This window comes from Poseidonocella sedimentorum (assembly GCF_900116005.1).
GTDB classification, from domain to species: Bacteria; Pseudomonadota; Alphaproteobacteria; order Rhodobacterales; family Rhodobacteraceae; genus Poseidonocella; species Poseidonocella sedimentorum.
Genome location: NZ_FOYI01000006.1, coordinates 108,488 through 126,973 on the forward strand (window position 1 = coordinate 108,488; position 18,486 = coordinate 126,973).

Annotated in this window: 16 protein-coding genes and 1 tRNA gene; 10 read left to right on the forward strand and 7 right to left on the reverse strand. The window is 66.6% G+C overall.

The genetic code is table 11. The features are described 5' to 3' along the window. Positions 1-34 precede the first annotated feature (34 nt). The 4 genes from BM353_RS10165 to BM353_RS10180 form a co-directional block, all read right to left on the reverse strand. Positions 35-541, reverse strand: coding sequence for a bactofilin family protein (locus BM353_RS10165; protein ID WP_092080285.1), 507 nt, complete (start codon positions 539-541; stop codon positions 35-37). Then, on the reverse strand, positions 531-1,868 hold the full coding sequence (locus BM353_RS10170; protein ID WP_092080288.1) for a DUF5930 domain-containing protein: 1,338 nt from the start codon (positions 1,866-1,868) through the stop codon (positions 531-533). Before BM353_RS10170 ends, BM353_RS10165 begins: the two co-directional genes overlap by 11 nt. A 189-nt stretch (positions 1,869-2,057) precedes the next feature. Continuing rightward, positions 2,058-2,846, reverse strand: coding sequence for a ferritin-like domain-containing protein (locus BM353_RS10175; protein ID WP_092080631.1), 789 nt, complete (start codon positions 2,844-2,846; stop codon positions 2,058-2,060). Positions 2,847-2,860: 14 nt separating this feature from the next. Then, complete coding sequence (locus BM353_RS10180) at positions 2,861-3,322, reverse strand: peroxiredoxin (protein WP_092080291.1); 462 nt, start codon at positions 3,320-3,322, stop codon at positions 2,861-2,863. A 63-nt stretch (positions 3,323-3,385) separates the two neighbouring features. On the opposite strand from BM353_RS10180, the gene BM353_RS10185 reads away from it, so the two are divergent. The 4 genes from BM353_RS10185 (at position 3,386) to BM353_RS10200 (ending at position 9,846) form a co-directional block, all read left to right on the forward strand. After that, a complete protein-coding gene (locus BM353_RS10185) occupies positions 3,386-6,667 on the forward strand; it encodes an AsmA-like C-terminal region-containing protein (RefSeq protein WP_092080294.1) in 3,282 nt (1,093 codons plus the stop codon). A gap of 6 nt (positions 6,668-6,673) precedes the next feature. Beyond that, complete coding sequence (queA, locus tag BM353_RS10190) at positions 6,674-7,723, forward strand: tRNA preQ1(34) S-adenosylmethionine ribosyltransferase-isomerase QueA (RefSeq protein ID WP_092080298.1); 1,050 nt, start codon at positions 6,674-6,676, stop codon at positions 7,721-7,723. Between the two features lie 133 nt (positions 7,724-7,856). After that, complete coding sequence (locus BM353_RS10195) at positions 7,857-9,155, forward strand: MFS transporter (RefSeq protein ID WP_092080300.1); 1,299 nt, start codon at positions 7,857-7,859, stop codon at positions 9,153-9,155. A 106-nt stretch (positions 9,156-9,261) separates the two neighbouring features. Continuing rightward, on the forward strand, positions 9,262-9,846 hold the full coding sequence (locus BM353_RS10200; protein WP_092080303.1) for a DUF924 family protein: 585 nt from the start codon (positions 9,262-9,264) through the stop codon (positions 9,844-9,846). Between the two features lie 130 nt (positions 9,847-9,976). On the opposite strand, the gene glnA is transcribed toward BM353_RS10200, so the two are convergent. Further along, positions 9,977-11,383 (reverse strand): type I glutamate--ammonia ligase, encoded by a 1,407-nt coding sequence (gene glnA / locus BM353_RS10205; protein ID WP_092080306.1) that lies wholly within the window; start codon positions 11,381-11,383, stop codon positions 9,977-9,979. 35 nt (positions 11,384-11,418) lie between these two features. Beyond that, complete coding sequence (locus tag BM353_RS10210; RefSeq protein ID WP_092080308.1) at positions 11,419-11,757, reverse strand: P-II family nitrogen regulator; 339 nt, start codon at positions 11,755-11,757, stop codon at positions 11,419-11,421. 173 nt (positions 11,758-11,930) lie between these two features. Between BM353_RS10210 and BM353_RS10215 the strand changes: the two genes are divergently transcribed. After that, entirely contained in the window at positions 11,931-13,454 is a 1,524-nt protein-coding gene (locus BM353_RS10215) for an NAD(P)H-hydrate dehydratase (protein WP_092080311.1), read from the forward strand. Between the two features lie 42 nt (positions 13,455-13,496). Here the strand turns inward: BM353_RS10215 and BM353_RS10220 are convergent. Continuing rightward, positions 13,497-13,581 (reverse strand) — tRNA-Leu (locus BM353_RS10220). 207 nt (positions 13,582-13,788) lie between these two features. Between BM353_RS10220 and BM353_RS10225 the strand changes: the two genes are divergently transcribed. The 5 genes from BM353_RS10225 to prmC all read left to right on the forward strand — a co-directional run bounded on the left by BM353_RS10225 (position 13,789) and on the right by prmC (position 18,454). Then, a complete protein-coding gene (locus BM353_RS10225) occupies positions 13,789-14,367 on the forward strand; it encodes a YceI family protein (protein WP_092080314.1) in 579 nt (192 codons plus the stop codon). A gap of 282 nt (positions 14,368-14,649) precedes the next feature. Beyond that, on the forward strand, positions 14,650-15,981 hold the full coding sequence (gene tig, locus BM353_RS10230) for a trigger factor (RefSeq protein ID WP_092080318.1): 1,332 nt from the start codon (positions 14,650-14,652) through the stop codon (positions 15,979-15,981). A gap of 124 nt (positions 15,982-16,105) precedes the next feature. Beyond that, the gene (locus BM353_RS10235) at positions 16,106-16,522 is read left to right on the forward strand and encodes a DUF1499 domain-containing protein (RefSeq protein ID WP_092080321.1); all 417 of its coding nucleotides are present in this window, start codon (positions 16,106-16,108) and stop codon (positions 16,520-16,522) included. A 46-nt stretch (positions 16,523-16,568) separates the two neighbouring features. Next, the gene (gene prfA / locus BM353_RS10240) at positions 16,569-17,621 is read left to right on the forward strand and encodes a peptide chain release factor 1 (RefSeq protein ID WP_092080325.1); all 1,053 of its coding nucleotides are present in this window, start codon (positions 16,569-16,571) and stop codon (positions 17,619-17,621) included. Then, positions 17,618-18,454: a peptide chain release factor N(5)-glutamine methyltransferase gene (gene prmC / locus BM353_RS10245; RefSeq protein WP_092080328.1), complete on the forward strand. Its 837-nt coding sequence runs from the start codon at positions 17,618-17,620 to the stop codon at positions 18,452-18,454. The genes prfA and prmC overlap by 4 nt, the downstream gene beginning before the upstream one ends. Positions 18,455-18,486: the final 32 nt, after the last annotated feature.

Sequence of the window (18,486 nt, forward strand, 5' to 3'; positions counted from 1 at the left end):
AGGGGCGGCTTTTTCATCTAAACTTGAGCTGGGATCAGCTTGCGGCTTTTGGCGTCGCGATGGGCTCTGCCATGGCGGACTTGCCGCCAGCGTTGAGCGGATCATCCTGCCGTTGGACGGAGCCTTCGAAATGCGCGCCGGATTCGATGGCGATGGTCTTGTGGATGATGTCGCCTTCCACGCGCGCGGTGGAGGTGAGGCGAACCTTCAGCCCGCGGACACGGCCCACAATGCGCCCGTTGATCACCACGTCATCGGCGATCACCTCGCCCTTGATCGTCGCGCCCTCGCCGATGGTCAGCAAATGCGCGCGGATGTCGCCTTCGACCGTGCCCTCGACCTGAATGTCGCCCGTGGTCTTCATGTTGCCGGTCACGTGCAGATCCGAAGACAGCACGGAGGCAGGCGGCTTGGCCTTTGGGGCGGGGCGAGGGGTCTTGGCATCGCCGGCGCCCGTCGGCGCGGATCCCGCAGGCGCGCTCGGCCGAGGTGTTTCAGAGGGGGTCTTTGCGGGCTCGTTGATTTTGCTCTTAGAAAACATCTCTTGCAGCCTTGATGTAGCTCATGGGATTGACAGGACGGCCGTTCACATGGACTTCGTAATGCAGGTGTACGCCGGTCACACGTCCGGACGCTCCCATATCACCGATCCGATCCCCGCGCGAGACCTTATCGCCCACCTTTACCCGGATTTTGGACATATGCGCATAGCGCGTTTCGATTCCGAATTGGTGTCTGATCTTCACGAGGCGGCCGTAGCCGGACTGCCAGCCGGCGAAGACGACCGTGCCGTCGGCGGTGGCGTGAAGCGGGGTGCCGTGGCCGGCGGCGAAATCGACACCGGAGTGCATCCGCCGCGCGCCGGTCTTGGGATCGCGCCGGTAGCCGAAGGGCGAGGTGAAGCGATAGGACGAGGCGACGGGCGTTGCGAAGGGCAGTTTCTCGGCCGCGATCCGGTAGAGGTTCAGGCGGTCGAGCTTGTCGAGGATCTTGTTGGCGCGCGCCTCGTCGGCGCCGGGCGCCTCGCCCATGGTCGAGAAGGTGATCGGGGTGAGCGGCCCGCCCTGGCCGGAATAGCCCCGGCGGACCTGATCGAGCACGGTGTCGGGATCGACGCCCGCGCTGCGGAACATCTTGTCGAGCGGCTCCACCGAAACGGCCATCGCCTCCTCCAGCTGGCGGAAGATGAGATCGTTCTTGTCTTCCATAAGCCGGAGTTTGTGGGACAGATCCTGGGCGTGGCCGAGCGCATCTGCGGCGGCAGTGTGGATATCGTCGCGCTCGCGCGCGGTGTCGGCCAGCGCCTCGGAGACAAGCTCAAGCGTCGCCGCCGTCTCGGCGGGCAGGGCGGCCACGGCCTCTGCGCCGCTTTCGCCGGTCAGGGAGGCTTGCAGTTGCAGAGCATCTTCGCGCGCCGCATCGCGTTCCTTCATCGCCGTGCGCAGGGTCGACTGGATCACGTCGATCCCCTTGGCCAGTTCGCGGTTGCGCTCTTCCGAAGAGAGAAGCTCGCCTTGCATCACCGAAACCTGTTCGAGCGCCGAGGCAAAGCGCTCCTGCGCGTCGAGTGCCTCGCGGGCGCGCGTATTCCGCTCTTCGGCCAGCGCGCTCAGGCGCTCCTGATAGATCGCGAGGTCGCGCTCGGCCTGATCGCGGAAATTGCCCGATCCGATGCTGTCCATGGCGAGGATCGCCGTCGCGACCACCGCCCAGCCGACCACAACCGCGCAGCCACTCGCGGCGAGCAGTTGCGAGCTGGGTTTGAGGCGAATGAAGCGCGTCTCGCTGTCGGACCGAAGGAAGATGCGCCGTTCCGGCAGATACCGTTCCAGCGCGGAATCAAGTCTTTGTCTGAAGCGAGATGTCACTGTCCGCTCCCCATGTCTTTGTGTTTATCGGCGCTCCGTAGTCCCCATAGGCGCCGTCGGCGTATGGATAACGGGCGCGGCGCGGCGCAGCAATGCTCTCGCGCATGGGAAGGCGGAAAATGCCCCGAATTGAGGGATTTGCGGCAGGTTTCCGCCGAAAATCGCGCCGCGCGGTCTCGGGCCGGGGCCTCAGGCGTTGGCGAGCGGCCAGTAAAAATCCGGCGGCAGGCCCGCTTCGGCGCGTTTTTCCTCGTTGAAGGGCGGCTTGAGTGCCCCGTGGAAATAGGTCTGGACCAGGTCGTGGAAGACAACCTTGGGGTCTTTTTCGTGGCGGCCGCAGAGGAAGTGAAACCACTTGGAGCCAAAGGCCACATGCCCGACCTCTTCGGCGTAGATCGTCTCCAGCGCCGCGACCGCGCTTTTCGCACCGGCCTTGCGAAAGATCCCGATCATCCCCGGCGTCACGTCGAGCCCCCGCGCTTCGAGCACCATCGGCACAACCGCGAGCCGGCCCAGCAGATCGTGGGCGGTGTCCTCGGCGGCGCGCCACATGCCGGCATGGGCGGGCAGGGCGCCGTAAAAGCTGCCCGCCTCTTCGAGGCAGTCGCACATCAGGGTGAAATGCTTGCTCTCCTCGTCCGCGGCCTTCACCCAGTCGTCGTAGAACCCCATCGGCATGGGCACATCGCTGAACCGCGCGAGAATGTCCCAATGCAGATCGACGGCGTTGAGCTCGATATGCGCGACCGCGTGCAGCAGCGCGATGCGCCCCTCCGGGCTGCCCGGTTTGCGCTTGGGCACCTCGCGCGGGTCGAGAAGTTCGGGCTTGGCCGGCCTGGCCGGGCGATCGGGGGGCGCGGCCCGGCCGATCTCGAGCGGCGTGCCGGCCTCCCGCGCGGCAAACCAGGTCGCGGCATGGGCGCGCGAGAGGCGCGTTTTTTCGCGACCCCCGGCACAGCTCAGCACCTCGACCGCCATCTGCGCGAGCGTCATCACAGCGCGCGCACCGCGTCCAGAACCGCCTCGACATGGCCCGCGACCTTCACCTTCGGCCAGATCCGCGCGATGGTCCCCTCGGCATCGACCAGCACCGTGGTGCGCTCGATCCCCATGAATTTCCGACCATACATGCTCTTTTCCTTCCAGACGCCGTAGCGCTCGCAGGTGTCGCCCTCGGCGTCCGACAGCAGGATCACCCCAAGCGCGTGCTTGTCGCGGAACTTGTCGTGGCTGGCCACGTCGTCCTTCGAGACGCCAAGCACCTCGGCGCCCGCTGCTTTGAAAGCCGCGGCGCTTTCGGTGAAGTGGATGGCTTCCTTCGTGCAGCCCGACGTGTCATCACGCGGGTAGAAGAACAGCACAACCGCCCGGCCGCGCAGGTCACACAGGGAAATCTCGCCGCCACCGTCACGCGGCAGGGTGAAGTCAGGGGCCGGGGCGCCAGTTTCGATCATCGGTTTGCTCCTGCGGTATCAAACTTCGGTTGATCTTAGGGGTCTCGGGGCGAGAATAAAGGCATGACACGGCAGGATCGTGAAAAACCGGCCCGGGATACGGGCGCGCGGCGATGGCTCGGCCGCTCGATCGGCTGGGGCGCGGCGGCGCTTCTCGTCTCCGCGCTGCTTGTCGGGGCGGTGGGGTTTTATGCCTATGAGCGGCAGATCGAGGCGCCGGACTGGGTGCAACGGCGCGTGGTCGAGCGCATCGCCGAGGTCGCCCCGGAGGCCGACGTGCGCTTCGAAGCGATGGTCTTCGACATTGCCGAATTTCGCCGGCCCGGGGTGCGGCTGCGCGATGTGACGATCGGACTGGGCGGCGCGCCGGCAGTGCGGCTGGACGATGTGAACCTCGGGTTTTCGGTCCGCTCGCTGCTCAATCGCGAGATCATGCTGCGTTCGGTGTCGGTCATCGGCGGCTCGGCGGCGGTGCGGCGCGCGCAGGATCTGGGCTTCGGCCTTCAGGCCGCGGATGGCGGGGCAGAGGCCGAGCCGCTCAGCCTGCAACGCCTGCGCGACGATCTTGGCGCGTGGATGTCCGCCCCCCGGCTCGCGCGGCTGCGCAGCATCACGGTGCAGGGCTTTACCTTGCGCTACGAGGACGCGCATTCCGGCCGGGCCTGGACCGCCGATGACGGCACGATCCGCATCACGCGCGAGGCCGGTGGCGTGGAGCTGTCGAGCACCGTGACCTTGCTCGGCGGCGCGACGGGGCTCGCGGTGCTGGAGGCCAACCTCTTCGTTCCGGAGGCGCAGGACGAGGCGCGCTTCGCCCTGCGCTTTGATCAGGTCGCTTCGGAGGATCTGGCCTCGCAGCTTCCTGCTCTCGCCTGGATGGAGCCCCTGCGCGCGCCGATCTCCGGCGCTCTGCGCGGCGTTTTGGACGAGGCGGGCGCGCTCGGCCCGGTGGCCGCGACGATGCAGATCGGCAAGGGCGTGCTTCAGCCCAACGCCCAGACCAAACCGGTGCCGTTCGACATGGTGGAAAGCTATGTCAGCTACGATCCCGCGACGGGGGTGCTGTCGGTGGATGATTTCACCCTGTCGAGCCCATGGGTCAGCGGCGCGGGGCGGGGGCATTCGCGGATGCGGCTCGGGCCGGACGGCTGGCCCGAAGGCTTTGACGGCCAGGTCGTTTTCACCGAGCTCAGCGCCAACCCGCAAGGCATGTTCGACACCCCGCGCGCCGTCGAGAGCGCACGGTTTGACACCCGCCTCTCGCTCGATCCGTTTCGCATTGAACTGGGGCAGGGGAGCCTCGTTGCGGGGGCCGATGTGGTCACGATCAGCGGCGAGGCCGTCGCTCTCGATGCGGGCTGGTCGGTCAGCGCCGATGCGCAGGCGCGCCAGATCGCCCATGACACGATCCTGAATTTCTGGCCGCCGGCGCATAAAGTCGTGCCCCGCCAATGGATCGCCGAGAATATCCGGGACGCGCGCTATCGCGATCTGAACGCCGCGCTGCGCTTGCGGCCGGGGGGCGCGCCGGCGCTCTATCTCGGGACCGGATTCGAGGGCGCACGGCTGCGCTTCTTGAAGCATTTGCCGGAGGCGACGGGGCTTTCGGGCTATCTCGAAATTCACGACCACCGGCTTGTCGCCACATCGCAGGCGGGCAGTCTCGAGGCGCCCGAGGGCGGGGTGATTGATATCGCGGGCAGCGTTTTCGAGCTGTCCGACATGCGCCAGCGGCCGATGCCCGCCACCGTGCGCCTCGCGGCGGAGGGACCGATCCCGGCGATTCTGTCGACTATCGACCGCCCGCCGTTCCGCTTCATGTCCCGCTCGGGCCGGGGCACCGATCTGGCCCAGGGGACGGCGGCGGCCACGGGCGAGATCGCCTTCCCGCTCAAGCGCCGGCTGACCCCGGCGGAGGTGCGCTATCACATCGCCGCCGATCTGCGCGACGTGAGCAGCGAGATGATCGTGCCGGGGCGGCGCATCGCGGCGCCGGCCTTGCGCTTTGCGGCGGACAACACCGGGCTGCGCATCACGGGCGAGGGGACATTCGACGGCGTACCCTTCGACGGGCAATGGTCGCGGCCGTTCCGCGCGCTGGACGGGTCCGAACGCCCCGCGACGGTGGATGCGGATCTCACCATCTCGCCCGCGGGGCTGGACGCGCTCGGCATCGCCCTGCCGCCGGGAACCCTCACCGGCGAGACCCCGGCGCGGATCGCGATCGCGTTGCCCCAAGGCGCGCCGCCCGAGTTCACCCTGACATCGGAGCTTCGCGGCGCGGCGCTGCGGATCGATCCGCTTGGCTGGCGCAAGGGGCCGGGCGCGGCGGGCCGGTTCGAGATTTCCGGGGCGCTCGCCACCCCCGCCCGGATCGACCGCATCGCCCTCAGCGCGCCGGGGCTCGACCTCGAAGGCACGCTGTCGCTCACCGGGACCGGCGCCTTCAGCGCGGCGCGGTTCTCGAGGCTGCGGAGCGGGGGCTGGCTCGATGCGCCGGTCACGCTCACCGCACGGGGCGCGGGCGAGGCTCCGGCCATCGCCATCGGTGGCGGGCGCGTCGATCTGCGCGCGCGGCCCGAGACCGGCGGGGGCGCGGGGCGCGTTCCGCTCGATCTGTCGCTCGACCGGCTTGTCCTCTCCGACGAGGTCACGCTGACCGGTCTGCGCGGGCAGCTCACCAGCGCAAGCGGGCTGTCGGGCGTCATCACCGGGCGGATCAACGGCAAGACGCCGGTCCGCGCGGAGCTCTCGCCACAGAACGGGCGCACGGCGATCCGCCTCACCGCCGAGGACGCCGGGCGCGCCATGCGCGATGCGGGCCTTCTGGAGCGGGCACGGGAGGGCGCGCTCGATCTGCGCCTCGTGCCGCGCGCCGGGCCGGGCAGCTATGACGGCAGCCTCTCGATCTCCGACGTGCGGCTGCAGAATCTGCCCGCGCTGGCCCAACTTCTCGATGCGATCTCCGTCGTCGGGATCCTCGACCAGATGCGGGGCCCGGGCATTTTCTTTGAAAACGTCGATGCCAAATTCCGCTTGACCCCGAGCCGCCTTACCATCACGGAAGCCCGCGCGACCGGCCCCTCGCTTGGGATCACGGTCGATGGAATCTATGACCGGCAGAGGCGGAACTTGGACATGCAGGGCGTCTTGTCGCCGATCTATGCGATCAACATGCTTGGCGGGTTTCTCGCGCGCAAGGGCGAGGGGCTGATCGGATTTACCTACACAGTGACGGGCGATCCGGCCGCGCCGCGCATCGGGGTCAATCCGCTGTCGGCCCTCACGCCGGGGTTCCTGCGCGAGATATTCCGCCGCCCGGCGCCCGTGCCCGAGGAGAATTGAGAGGCTATGCAGCTTTCGGATTTCGACTTTGACCTGCCCGAGGATCTGATCGCCACGCGCCCGGCAAAGCCGCGCTCATCGGCGCGACTTCTGGTGGCAGAGGGCGCGCGGTTTTCGGATGCGCGGGTCTCTGATTTGCCGCGCTGGTTGCGGCCCGGCGACCGGCTCGTGCTCAACGACACCAAGGTCATCCCGGCGCGGCTCACGGGGTTTCGCAGCCGTGGCAGCGGGCCCACGGCCACCCGCGCACGCATCGAAGCGACCCTGCTTGAGCCGCAGGCCGATGGGGTCTGGCTCGCGCTGATCAAGCCTTTGAAGAAGATCCGCGAGGGCGAGGAAATCGTCTTCTCCGACGCGCTCACCGCCACGTTCGAAGGCCGCGCGGGCGAGGGCGTCCGGCTGCGGTTCAACCTTTCGGGCAGCGATTTCGACGCCGCGCTCAATGCCGCGGGTGCCATGCCGCTGCCGCCCTACATCGCCGCCAAACGCCCCGCCGATGCGCAGGACCACGAGGATTACCAGACCGTCTGGGCCGCCCGCCGCGGCGCCGTCGCCGCCCCCACCGCCTCGCTGCATTTCGATGCGCCGCTGCTGGCGGAGCTGGAGGCGCAGGGCGTCGCCTTCACCCACGTGACGCTCCACGTCGGCGCGGGCACCTTCCTGCCGGTCAAGGTCGAGGACGTGACCCAGCACAAGATGCACGCCGAGTGGGGGCAGGTGAGCGCCGCCGCGGCGCAGGAGATCGCCGTGACCATGGCGGCGGGCGGGCGCATCATCCCGGTGGGCACCACGGCGCTGCGCCTGATCGAGACGGCCGCGCGGGAAAGCGGCGAAATCGCCCCCTGGGAGGGCGAGACCGATATCTTCATCTACCCCGGCTTCGAGTTTCACGTCGCGAGCGCGCTGATGACCAATTTCCATCTGCCGAAATCGACGCTGATGATGCTCGTCTCCGCTTTCCTCGGGGCCGATACGATCCGCGCCGTCTACGCCCACGCGATAGAGGCGCGCTACCGCTTCTTTTCCTACGGCGATGCCTCTCTGCTGATCCCATAGCCTGAAAACGTCATATAGACGTCGGTGAAGGAAGTGTGGCGCGCCGACTCGTCAGATAGACAGCCCCCGAAGACGCCGCAGACGCCCGCCTAATGACGCCCCGAAAACCTCAGCCCATGACCGGAGACGCGCGATGTTCAGTGTTATTTCAAATTCCTGGCCGCTCTTGCTCGGCATGCTGCTTCTCATGCTCGGCAACGGGATCCAGAGTACGCTTCTGGGCGTGCGCGGCGGCCAGGCGGGCTTCGGCACCTTCGAGATGTCGCTCGTCATGTCGGCCTATTTCGCCGGCTTCCTCGTGGCGAGCCGGCTGACCCCGGGGATGATCCGCCGCGTGGGCCACGTGCGCGTCTTCGCGGCCCTCGGCTCGCTCATCTCGGCGGTACTGATCCTCTACCCGACGGTGCAGAATCCCTATGCCTGGATGGCCGGGCGGATGGTCATCGGCTTTTGCTTTTGCGGCGTCTACGTGACGGCCGAAAGCTGGCTCAACGACGCCGCAACCAACGAGACCCGCGGGCAGGCGCTCTCGGTCTACATGATCGTCCAGACGCTCGGGATCATCATCGCGCAGGCCATCGTCCTTGTGCCCGATGCCTCGGGCTTCCTGCTCTTTGTCATCCCCTCGGTGCTCGTCTCCATCGCCTTCGCGCCGATCCTGCTCTCGATCAGCCCGACGCCCGCCTTCGAGACCACCAAGCCGATGAGCCTGCCGGACCTGTTTCACAACTCGCCGCTGGGTTGCGTCGGGATGTTCCTGCTCGGCGGGGTGTTTTCCGCGCAATTCGGCATGTCGGCGGTCTATGCCAGCTCGGCGGGGCTGACGCTGGCGCAGCTGTCGATGTTCGTTGCGTCCTTCTACGTCGGCGCGATGGTGCTGCAATACCCGCTCGGCTGGCTCTCGGATCGGATGGACCGCCGCCGCCTGATCGCGATCATCGCGCTGGTGGGCGGGGTGGCCTCGATCGTCGCGGCGCTCAACGGCGCGTATTTCTACGCGCTCATCGGGGCGGCCTTCATCATCGGCGGCTGTTCCAACCCGCTCTATTCGATGCTCATCGCCCATTCCAACGACTTCCTCGAAGCCGAAGACATGCCGAGCGCCTCGGCGGGGCTGCTGTTCATCAACGGGTTGGGCGCGATCGCGGGGCCGATCATCACCGGCTGGCTCATGGGCGTGGCCGGCCCGCAGGGGTTCTTTCTCTTCCTTGCCGCGCTGATGCTCGTGCTCGGCGGGTACGGCGTTTACCGGATGACCCAACGCCCGGGGCTTTCGGCCGACGAGACCGGCTCTTTCCCCGCGCTCTCGCCCGGCGTCTCGCCGGTTGCGGTCGAAGCGGCGCAGGACTATGCGATCGAGGAAGCCATCGAACATGCCAACGAACAGGACGCGCTCCGACTGGAACAGGAGGGCGCGGCGGTTGCAAATTAGCGACGCCTTCGGCCCTTTGACGCAATCGGACGCATTTTGTGATTGGCGCCGGGGCGCGCGCTGGTTTTAGCTGGAGTTGCACCGCAATGACCTGTGGGAGAGACGCGTGGCCAAGCCGGAAGAGGTCCTGAAATTCTGGCTCGACGAGATCGAGCCGAAGGACTGGTATATCCCGCCCGAGGGGTTTGACGAGACCGTGCGAACGCGCTTCGCCGATACCTGGGCCGAGGCCTGCGACGGGGCATACGGGATGTGGCTGACCTATCCCAGCGGCGCGCTGGCCTACATCATTCTGCTCGACCAGTTTCCGCGCAACATGTTTCGCGGCACGGCGCGGTCCTTCGAGACGGACAAATACGCGCTGGCGGCGGCCAAGATCGCCATCTCGCGCGGCTGGGATCTCAAGATCGACGAGCCCGCGCGGCAGTTCTTCTACCTGCCGCTCATGCACTCCGAAAGCCAGAGCGATCAGGATCGCTGCGTGCGCCTCATCATGGAGCGGATGCCCATCGGCGGGCCGAACCAGCTATTGCACGCGCGCGCGCATCGCGAGGTCATCCGCCGGTTTGGCCGCTTCCCCTATCGCAACGCGGCGCTCGGCCGCAAGACGACGCCGCAGGAAGAGCGCTATCTGGGCGAGGGCGGCTACGCCAGCACCCTGCGCGCGCTGGAAGCGACCGTCGCAGGCTGAGGCCGCCGGGGGCGCGGCCCCCCGCGCGACCAACCCGCCCGCCCGCGACTAAAGACGCCCTCGACGCAAGACGCCCCCAAAGCAAAACGCCCGACCAATGGCCGGGCGTTTCGAAGTCTGAGCGGTTGGATCAGCAGCTGTAGTAGAGCTGGAATTCCACCGGGTGCGGCGTGTGCTCGAAGAGCTCGATCTCTTCCATCTTGAGGTCGATGTAGCCGTCGATCTGGTCCTTGGTGAAGACGTCGCCGGCCAGCAGGAACTCGTAGTCGGCCTGAAGCTCGGTGATCGCCTCACGCAAGCTCCCGCAGACAGTCGGGATGCCTTCGAGCTCTTCGGCGGGCAGATCGTAGAGGTTCTTGTCCATGGCTTCGCCCGGATCGATCTTGTTCTTGATGCCGTCGAGACCGGCCATCAGGAGCGCGGCAAAGCACAGGTAGGGGTTGGCCGAAGGATCGGGGAAGCGGGCCTCGACGCGCTTGGCCTTGGGGCTTTCGGTCCACGGAATCCGGACGCAGCCGGAGCGGTTGCGCGCGGAGTAGGCCCGCAGAACCGGCGCCTCGAAGCCCGGGATCAGGCGCTTGTAGGAGTTGGTCGAGGGGTTGGTGAAGGCGTTGAGCGCTTTCGCGTGCGTCAGGATCCCGCCGATGAAGTAGAGCGCCTCCTGGCTGAGATCGGCATATTTGTCGCCTGCGAAGAGCGGCTTGCCGTCTTTCCAGATCGACATGTTGCAGTGCATGCCGGTGCCGTTGTCGCCGTAGATCGGCTTGGGCATGAAGGTGGCGGATTTGCCATAGGCGTGGGCCACGTTGTGGATCACGTATTTGTATTTCTGCAGCTCATCGGCCTGTTTGGTGAGCGAGCCGAAGATGAGGCCAAGCTCATGCTGGCAGGACGCCACCTCGTGGTGGTGCTTGTCGACCTTCATGCCGATGCGCTTCATCGTGGAGAGCATCTCGGAGCGAAGATCCTGCGCCTCGTCGGTCGGGTTGACCGGGAAGTAGCCGCCTTTGACGCCGGGCCGGTGGCCCATGTTGCCCATCTCGTACTCGGTGTCGGTGTTCCAGGACGCGTCAGTCGCGTCGACCTCGTAGGACACCTTGTTCATGGTGTTGGAGAAGCGCACGTCGTCGAAGAGGAAGAATTCCGCTTCGGGGCCCCAGTAGGACACGTCGCCGATGCCGGAGGACTTGAGGTAAGCCTCGGCCTTTTCCGCCGTGCCGCGCGGGTCGCGGTCATAGGCTTCGCCGGTGTCGGGCTCGACCACGGAGCAGTGCAGGCAGAGCGTTTTTTCCGCGTAGAACGGATCGATATAGGCGCTCTCGGTATCCGGCATGAGTTTCATGTCGGAGGCTTCGATCGATTTCCAGCCGGCGATGGAGGAGCCGTCGAACATGAATCCCTCTTCGAGGAAATCCTCGTCGACCTGATCGGCCATGACGGTCACGTGCTGGAGTTTGCCGCGCGGATCGGTGAACCGGATGTCGACATATTCGACGTCCTCGTCCGAGATCGTCTTGAGAACTGCGTCCTTGCTCATTCTCTCTTCCCTTTCTTACTTGCGAAAAACGTGTGTTAGAGGGCGTCCGACCCGGATTCACCGGTCCGAATGCGGATGGCCTGCTCGACGGTGGAGACAAAGATCTTGCCGTCGCCGATTTTCTCGGTTTTCGCAGAGGAGATGATCGCTTCGATCGCGGCATCGACCTGTTCATCGTCGAGCACGACTTCGATCTTCACCTTGGGAAGGAAGTCGACGACATATTCCGCGCCCCGATAGAGTTCGGTGTGGCCCTTTTGGCGCCCGAAACCTTTGACTTCGACAACCGACAGCCCTTGCACGCCGACGTCCTGAAGCGCTTCCTTCACCTCGTCGAGTTTGAAGGGTTTGATGATCGCTTCGATTTTCTTCATGGGAGTCCTCCCCGCCATACCTGCTGCGCCACGTGCAGATCACTTTCATTTACCGGCCACAATTGGATAGGGTATGCGCCATGGTGGGCCGGGATGTGTGGTGTTTTACGTGATCAAGATTTAGGCGGTTTGCAAGCTTAATGAGCAAAATTGAATCGATCCGAGGCAGGTGCATGGCTGAAATCCTTACTGGCGGGCAAATGATGGCGCTCGAAAGGGCGGCGATGGCGCGCGGCGCGGCCGAATCCGGCGTGCTGATGGACGCCGCGGGCCGCGCGGTGTTCGACACGATTTTCGAGACCTGGCCAGAGCTTCACGCGGCGCCGCAACGCGCGGTCGTGCTGTGCGGGCCGGGCAACAATGGTGGCGATGGATATGTGATCGCGAGGCTGTTGCGCGAGTGGGGCTGGGAGGTCGAGGTTCTCGCCTTCGGCGCGCCGGGGGACGGCGCGGCGGACGCGGCGCGCAATGCCGCGCGTTGGCACGACATGGGCGGCGCATCGCGCGCGCTTGATGGCGGGGCGCTTGAGGAGGCGCTGCCGGGGGCCGCGCTGTGCATCGATGCGCTGTTTGGCACGGGCGCGCGGGCGCTTTCGGGCGATCTGGCGGCGTGGGTGGACCGGCTCAACGTCCTCGCGGCGGCGGAGGGCGCGCTCAAGATCGTTGCCGTCGATCTGCCCTCCGGCGTCTCGGCGGACAGCGGCAAGGCCCCCGGCGGCGCGGTCGCCGCGGATCTCACGGTCAGCTTTCATCGTGCCAAGCTCGGCCACTATCTCGCGGACGGCCCAGCCGCCGCTGGCGCGCTCCGGGACTGCCCGATCGGGCTGCCGGATGATCCGTGCGCCGATGCGGTGATGCGAATCGCGCCTCCCACGGCCGCCGATCTGCTCAAGACCTCGGGCCACAAATACGATTATGGCCACGCGCTGATCCTCGCCGGTCCGCCGGGCCAGGGCGGCGCGGCCCGGATGGCAGCGCGGGGCGCGCTTCGGATCGGCGCGGGGCTCGTCACCGTGGCCTGCCCGCAGCGCGCGGTCTATGAGAACGCCGCGCAACTGGACGCGATCATGCTGCGGGGGATCGACGGGCCCTCCGGCTTCGAAGAGCTTCTGGAGGACGCGCGGCTCTCGGCGCTGTGTCTCGGCCCCGGTCTGGGCCTCGGCGCGATCACCGCCCAGCTTGTCCGCGTCGCGCTGGAGGCGGGCCGCCCGACCGTTCTGGATGCCGATGCGCTGACGCGATTTTCGCGCGAGGCGGAGCGGCTGTTCGACATGGCGCACCCCGACTGCGTCCTGACACCCCACGAAGGCGAATTCGCCCGGCTCTTTCCCGATCTGGCCGAGGAGATGCGCGATGCGGCAACCGAGACCTCCCGCGCCGATGCGCTCCGCAAAGCGGCCGATCGCGCCGGCTGCACCGTGCTGCTCAAGGGGCCGGCCACGCTGATCGCCAGTCCCGGGGGCGACTGCCGCCTGCACTCCGCGCTCTATGACGAGGCCGCGCCCTGGCTTGCGACGGCGGGGGCGGGGGACGTGCTCTCGGGCTTCATCACCGGGCTGCTCGCGCGCGGGTTTGCGCCGCTCGATGCCGCATCCAACGCCGTCTGGCTCCACACCGCCTGCGCCCGCAACTTCGGGCCGGGGCTGATCGCGGAGGATCTCCCCGAGCAATTGCCGGCGGTGTTCCGAACGCTCTAGCTGTTGGGCGCCAGCGGCGTGGACGTTCTGGCAGGGGAGAGATGGTGCGGGTGGAGGGACTTGAACCCCCACGCCTTGCGGCGCCAGAACCTAAATCTGGTGCGTCTACCAATTTCGCCACACCCGCATCGCGAGGCTCAATAGCAAAGCCAAAGCCGGGATGCGAGGGGGATTTTTGCGCGCAAGCGAGGTCCGCGCCGCCCTGCGCTCCCGGAGCAAACGCACAGATGTCTGTTGGAAAATGCACAGACCCTGTGATCATTCTGGGAATTGCTGCGCGCGCGAAATCAGCCCATGTGTTGCCGCAAGACACACATCCATTGGAGTTTACCGAATGAAAAAGTTCCTCGCCGCGGCAACCCTTGCCGCTCTGCCCTTCGCCAGCCCCGCCGTTGCCGAGCCGGAAGCCTATGTGCTCGACGCAAGCCACAGCCAGATCGTCTTCAGCTACAACCACCTCGGCTATTCGACCTCCTGGGGCATGTTCTCGGGCTTTGAAGGCGACATCAGCTTTGACCAGGAGAGCCCGGAAAACTCCTCCGTGACCGTCTCCTTCCCGGTGAAATCGATGCTGACCGGCTGGGAAGCGCGGTTCGAGCACCTGATGTCGGGCGACTTTTTCGACGCGACTGATGACGAGATGGTGAGCTTCACCTCCACCGGCATCGAAGTGACCGGCGAGACCACCGCCGACATCACCGGCGATCTGACCATCAACGGCATCACCAAACCCGTCACGCTCGCCGCCACGCTGAACCAGGCGGGCGAGCACCCGATGGCCAAGAAACCCTGGGCCGGGTTCTCTGCAACGACGACCGTGCTGCGCTCCGATTTCGGCGTGGGCGGCTTCGCGCCCTTCATCAGCGACGAGGTCGAGATCCAGATCTCCGTCGAGGCGATGAAGGCCGAGTGATCGACCGCCGCCCGTCCCACGCCTGAGCGGGGGATGCCGGATCACGACCAGACCACTGCCGGATCACTGCTGCCGGGCCGTCCTCTTAGGGCGGCCCGTTTTACGTCTGCGCGGGGCTCTGGGGCCCTTAGCCCCAACGGTCTTTCGCCCGATTGCTGCGAATGCAGCCTTGCGCAGGGCAGGGGAGATCACTAGAAGGGCCCGGATTCCGAAAAGCCACGCGAGAGAGCGGGGCACGAACCCGCGAAAACCCCGCGAGAAACACTGTGAGGATGTGACACGATGCAAGTCACCGAGACCCTGAACGAAGGTCTGAAACGCGCCTACGATATTGTCGTGACGGCGGACGAGCTGGATGCCAAGGTGACGGAGAAACTCGTCGAGGCCCAGCCCGAAATCGAGATGAAGGGCTTCCGCAAGGGCAAGGTCCCGCTTCCGCTGCTCAAGAAACAGTTTGGCGAGCGCCTGCTTGGCGAAGCGATGCAGGAAACCATCGACGGCGCGATGAGCAAGCATTTCGAGGACAGCGGCGAGCGCCCGGCCCTCCAGCCCGAGGTCAAGATGACCAACGAGGACTGGAAAGAGGGCGACGACGTGCAAGTCGCGATGTCCTACGAGGCGCTGCCGGAAATCCCCGAGGTTGACCTCAGCCAGATCTCGCTCGACCGCCCCGTCGTCAAGGCCGATGACGCGGCCGTGGACGAGGCGCTGGCCAATCTCGCCGAAACAGCGCAGGACTTCAAAGCCCGCCGCAAGGGCTCCAAGGCCAAGGACGGCGATCAGGTCGTGATCGACTTCGTCGGCAAGGTCGATGGCGAGGCTTTCGAAGGCGGCTCGGCGGAAGATTACCCGCTCGTGCTCGGCTCCAACTCCTTCATCCCGGGCTTCGAAGAGCAGCTCGTCGGCGTCAAGGCCGGGGAAGAGAAAGCCGTGGAAGTGAGCTTCCCCGAGGAGTATCAGGCCCCGAACCTGGCCGGGAAAGCGGCGGTCTTCGACTGCACCGTGAAAGAGGTCAAGGAACCGGTGGCCGCCGAGGTCGATGACGAGCTTGCCAAGAAGTTTGGTGCCGAAGATCTCGCCGCGCTCAAAGCCCAGATCGCCGAGCGGCTCGAGGCCGAATACGCTCAGGCCGCCCGCGCCGTGGTCAAACGCGCGCTGCTCGACAAGCTCGACGAGCTCGTCCAGTTCGATCTGCCGCCGAGCCTCGTGGAGGCCGAAGCCAAGCAGATCGCGCATCAGCTCTGGCACGAGGAAAACCCCGACGTTCAGGGCCACGATCACCCCGAGATCGAGACCACCGAGGAGCACAGCAAGCTTGCCGAGCGCCGCGTGCGCCTTGGCCTGTTGCTGGCCGAGATGGGCCAGAAGGCGGAGATCACCGTGACCGACGCCGAGATGACCCAGGCGATCATGAACCAGGCGCGTCAGTACCCGGGCCAGGAGCGGCAGTTCTTCGAGTTCGTGCAACAGAACCAGCAGATGCAGCAACAGCTCCGCGCGCCGATTTTCGAGGACAAGGTTGTCGATCACGTGATCGATCAGGCCACCGTCACCGAGACGGAAATGTCCAAGGACGATCTTCAGAAAGCCGTGGAAGCGCTCGACGAGGAGTGATCGCGCCTTTTGCGATGGAAACCGAGATCGGGGGCTTTTCGGGCCCCCGTTTTCATTTGATGAATTGCGCATGTCGCCGCCCCGCGCGGCCCGGGCAATCACTGGTAGAGGAATGGCCAGACGGATGAGTGCAACCCTGATCATGATCATCGCGCTGATCGCCGTGATCGGCGTTGTGGCCGCGCTGGTGCGGCTCTCGCCCTCTGAACCGGCGCGCTGGCACGCGGGCGCCGAGTTCGGCCCGGACGCGGACATGGCCGGCGGCGTGACGCGCAATATCGCGGGCGGCGAGGAGACCTTCGCGCGGCTTATCGCCATCATCGAGGCAACGCCCCGGACCGAGCGGCTCGCCGGATCGGCCGAAGGCGCGCGCGTGACCTTTCTCACCCGCTCACGCCTTTGGGGCTTTCCCGATTACACCACCATCGCGCGCGTCGCGCCGGACCGGATCGCGATCCTCGCCCGGCTCCGGTTCGGCAGCTCGGACATGGGCGTCAATCGCAAGCGGGTCGAGGGTTGGCTCGCCGCGCTTGAGGGTTGAGCCAAACGGCTTGACCGCGCGCGGCGCTTGAGCGAAGGACGGGCGCATGGTTCCCGCAGAGAGATTGGATCAGATTGTCGGGCGGTTCGAGTTTCTCGAAGCGCAACTGGCCGAGGGCGGCGGCGCGGATTTCGCGCAGCTTTCGCGCGAGTATGCCGAATTGCGCCCCGTGGTCGAACAGATCGCCGAGTACCGGCGCCTTGTCCGCGATATCGCCGAGGCCGACGCCCTGCTCGATGATCCCGACATGGGCGAGCTTGCGCGCGAGGAATTGCCCGGCCTGCGGGCGCGATTGCCGGAGGCGGAGCACGCCTTGCAACTGTCGCTCCTGCCGCGCGATGCGGCGGATGCCCGGCCCGCGATCCTCGAGATCCGGCCCGGGACCGGGGGCGACGAGGCCGCGCTCTTCGCGTCCGATCTGCTGCGCATGTACCAGCGCTACGCCGAGGCGCGCGGCTGGAAGGTGGAGCTGCTCGAAGAGCAGGTGACCGAGCTTGGCGGGATCAAGGAGGTTGTCGCGCGGATCGCCGGCGAGAACGTCTTTGCCCGGCTCAAGTTCGAAAGCGGCGTGCACCGGGTGCAGCGCGTGCCGGAGACCGAGAGCGGCGGGCGGATCCACACCTCGGCGGCGACGGTGGCAGTGCTGCCGGAGGCCGAGGATGTCGATATCCACATCGATCCGCAGGAGATCCGCATCGACACGATGCGCGCGTCCGGCGCGGGCGGGCAACACGTCAACACCACCGACAGCGCGGTGCGGATCACCCATATCCCGAGCGGGATCGTCGTCACCTCCTCGGAGAAATCGCAGCACCGGAACCGCGAGATCGCGATGCAGGTGCTCAAGACGCGACTGTTCGATCTGGAGCGGCAGCGGGCCGCGGATGCGCGCAGCGCGAACCGCAAGGCGCAGGTCGGCAGTGGCGACCGGTCCGAGCGCATCCGGACCTATAATTTCCCGCAAGGGCGCATGACCGACCACCGCATCAACCTCACGCTCTACAAGCTCGATCAGGTGATGCAGGGCGATCTGGACGAGGCGATCGACGCGCTCATCGCCGACCATCAGGCGCGGCTCTTGGCCGAGATGGGGCAATGACCGCGGGCAAGGCGCTGGCCGAGGCGGTGGCCCGTCTGCGCGCGGCCGGTGTCGCCGATCCGGCCCGCGATGCGCGCCGGCTTCTGGCCCATGCCGCCCGGATTGAGGCGAGCAGGGTGACGCTGATTGCGCCCGAGGACCTCGCCCCCGACATCGCCCGCAATTTCGAAACGCTGGTGATGCGGCGCGAGGCCCGCGTGCCGGTGTCGCATCTGGTGGGCGAGCGGGCGTTCTACGGCCGGCAATTCACCGTCTCGCGTCATGTGCTTGACCCGCGTCCCGAGACGGAAATCCTTGTGGAGGCGGCCCTCGCCGAGCCTTTCGCCGAGGTGCTCGATCTGGGGACCGGGTCGGGCTGCATCCTCGTGACGCTGCTGGCCGAGCGCGCGGGCGCGGTGGGCGTGGGGGTCGATATCTCCGAAGCGGCCTGCCTTGTCGCTGCGACCAACGCGGTGCGGCACGAGGTCGCCGACCGGGCGGAGATCCTGCTGTCGGACTGGTTCGGGGCCGTCACTGGGCGGTTTGATCTCATCGTGGCGAACCCGCCCTATATCGCCGAGGCCGAAATGGCCGGGCTGGAGCCCGATGTGCGCGATCACGAGCCACACCTTGCGCTGACCGACGGGGCCGACGGGCTGAGCGCCTATCGCGCGATTGCCGCGGGCGTGGGGGGGCATCTGGCGCCGGGCGGGCGGCTTCTTGTGGAGATCGGCCCGACCCAGGGCGCACCCGTCCGCGAGATATTCGTTCAGGCCGGCTTCGCGCGGGTTGAGGTGCTCCGGGATCTCGATGGGCGCGACAGGGTGGTGATCGGCGCGCAATTGGCGCAATGAATCGCACATTGGCCTTGTCACGGGGGGCAAGT

What these genes read in the sequence shown, in the direction of transcription:
- BM353_RS10165 (WP_092080285.1), bottom strand. Translation starts at nt 541, where the DNA reads ATGTTTTCTAAGAGCAAAATCAACGAGCCCGCAAAGACCCCCTCTGAA.
- BM353_RS10175 (WP_092080631.1), bottom strand. Translation starts at nt 2,846, where the DNA reads ATGGCGGTCGAGGTGCTGAGCTGTGCCGGGGGTCGCGAAAAAACGCGC.
- BM353_RS10180 (WP_092080291.1), bottom strand. Translation starts at nt 3,322, where the DNA reads ATGATCGAAACTGGCGCCCCGGCCCCTGACTTCACCCTGCCGCGTGAC.
- BM353_RS10185 (WP_092080294.1), top strand. Translation starts at nt 3,386, where the DNA reads ATGACACGGCAGGATCGTGAAAAACCGGCCCGGGATACGGGCGCGCGG.
- queA (WP_092080298.1), top strand. Translation starts at nt 6,674, where the DNA reads ATGCAGCTTTCGGATTTCGACTTTGACCTGCCCGAGGATCTGATCGCC.
- BM353_RS10195 (WP_092080300.1), top strand. Translation starts at nt 7,857, where the DNA reads ATGTTCAGTGTTATTTCAAATTCCTGGCCGCTCTTGCTCGGCATGCTG.
- glnA (WP_092080306.1), bottom strand. Translation starts at nt 11,383, where the DNA reads ATGAGCAAGGACGCAGTTCTCAAGACGATCTCGGACGAGGACGTCGAA.
- BM353_RS10210 (WP_092080308.1), bottom strand. Translation starts at nt 11,757, where the DNA reads ATGAAGAAAATCGAAGCGATCATCAAACCCTTCAAACTCGACGAGGTG.
- BM353_RS10215 (WP_092080311.1), top strand. Translation starts at nt 11,931, where the DNA reads ATGGCTGAAATCCTTACTGGCGGGCAAATGATGGCGCTCGAAAGGGCG.
- BM353_RS10225 (WP_092080314.1), top strand. Translation starts at nt 13,789, where the DNA reads ATGAAAAAGTTCCTCGCCGCGGCAACCCTTGCCGCTCTGCCCTTCGCC.
- tig (WP_092080318.1), top strand. Translation starts at nt 14,650, where the DNA reads ATGCAAGTCACCGAGACCCTGAACGAAGGTCTGAAACGCGCCTACGAT.
- BM353_RS10235 (WP_092080321.1), top strand. Translation starts at nt 16,106, where the DNA reads ATGAGTGCAACCCTGATCATGATCATCGCGCTGATCGCCGTGATCGGC.
- prfA (WP_092080325.1), top strand. Translation starts at nt 16,569, where the DNA reads ATGGTTCCCGCAGAGAGATTGGATCAGATTGTCGGGCGGTTCGAGTTT.
- prmC (WP_092080328.1), top strand. Translation starts at nt 17,618, where the DNA reads ATGACCGCGGGCAAGGCGCTGGCCGAGGCGGTGGCCCGTCTGCGCGCG.